General features: G+C 27.6%; 2 protein-coding genes and 1 pseudogene. All 3 read right to left on the reverse strand.

Annotated features, from left to right (window positions below):
• Positions 1 to 266 (reverse strand): annotated as a pseudogene (locus HG1285_RS00570) (hypothetical protein); the annotation flags it as partial.
• Entirely contained in the window at positions 254 to 595 is a 342-nt protein-coding gene (locus HG1285_RS00565) for a ribbon-helix-helix protein, CopG family (RefSeq protein ID WP_198005469.1), read from the reverse strand. The gene HG1285_RS00565 and the pseudogene HG1285_RS00570, both read right to left, overlap by 13 nt.
• A 236-nt stretch (positions 596 to 831) precedes the next feature.
• Complete coding sequence (locus HG1285_RS00560) at positions 832 to 1,056, reverse strand: hypothetical protein (RefSeq protein ID WP_008289634.1); 225 nt, start codon at positions 1,054 to 1,056, stop codon at positions 832 to 834.
• Between the last annotated feature and the right edge of the window lie 89 nt (positions 1,057 to 1,145).

Here is a 1,145-nt window from a genome sequence, read left to right on the forward strand (position 1 = left end):
CTTAAGTTTGGAAAATTCTTTATAAGTTCTCTTTCTTTTCTTGTTAAAAAGGTTTTATCTTTTAAATCTATTGTAATTACTATCTTTTTCATAAGACCATAATGTTTCCATTTTCCTTTTTCAGGCTCTCCTAATAAATACACGCATAAGGAACGAAAAGAATAATATAGTCTGGATACGGCATCATTTATATATCCATTTTCAAATAAACATAATGCAGCTGCATATTGTTTCTTAGCTTTATGTAAATAAGTTATTTCTTCCAAAACTTCCACCAAGTCTTATTTCTTTCTCTATATTGCATTTGTAATACATCAATGGTTTTTTGTAGGTCCTGGATTCTTTTTTCTTTCTCCTCTATTAAACGTTCTTTTTCTTCAGTTATTTTATTTAATGTTGATAAAGCTATCTGAAGCTGTTTGTTTTGCTCTTGAATAACCTGTATTGCATTTGTATTGCTTTTTTCTTCATCAACCAATTTAGACACTGCAAGACGTATAACTTCTGTTTTTGAAATATTTTTCTTGGAAGCTATCTCTTCTATTTGTTTTATAACATCTTCTTGAAGTCTAAAAGTTATAGCTTTTGTTTTCATATTATCTATTTCGAGCACATAAATAAATACTTTACTATGTGCAATACATTGTATTGATTTTGTATTGCAAAATGTATTGCATTGTATTGCATTAAAAATAATCACTAATAAAAGTGTATTTCCCTGTATTGCATTTGTATTGAGCATGTATTGCATTTTGTATTGCTTTGTATTGCATATCCATGCAAACAATTAATTATCAATAATTTAACAGGATTAAGAATAACTTTAACCTTTTATTGATTTTTTAAATTCCCGATATCAACTACAACAAGCTCTACATCGTCAATATCAAAATTTTCCTGTAAATGTTTTTTAATAGATAGTAAATATTCTCCTTCAAGCCAATCTCTGTGGAATGTGTCGTAAACAGGTATGTAAATTTTATTTTCAAGTTCATCATAAACAGCTTTTGTTAACGGTTCTTTTAATAATTTCCAGTCCTGTTTGTACTTTTCCAATGTCTCTTTATCTTTTTAGCTTCTTTCTCAAATACATTTTTAAAAATCTTTTATGTACCTCATTGCACTTTGTCCACTACAAGCATTTC

The sequence above is a fragment of the Hydrogenivirga sp. 128-5-R1-1 genome, from assembly GCF_000171895.1.

What these genes read in the sequence shown, in the direction of transcription:
- HG1285_RS00565 (WP_198005469.1), bottom strand. Translation starts at nt 595, where the DNA reads ATGAAAACAAAAGCTATAACTTTTAGACTTCAAGAAGATGTTATAAAA.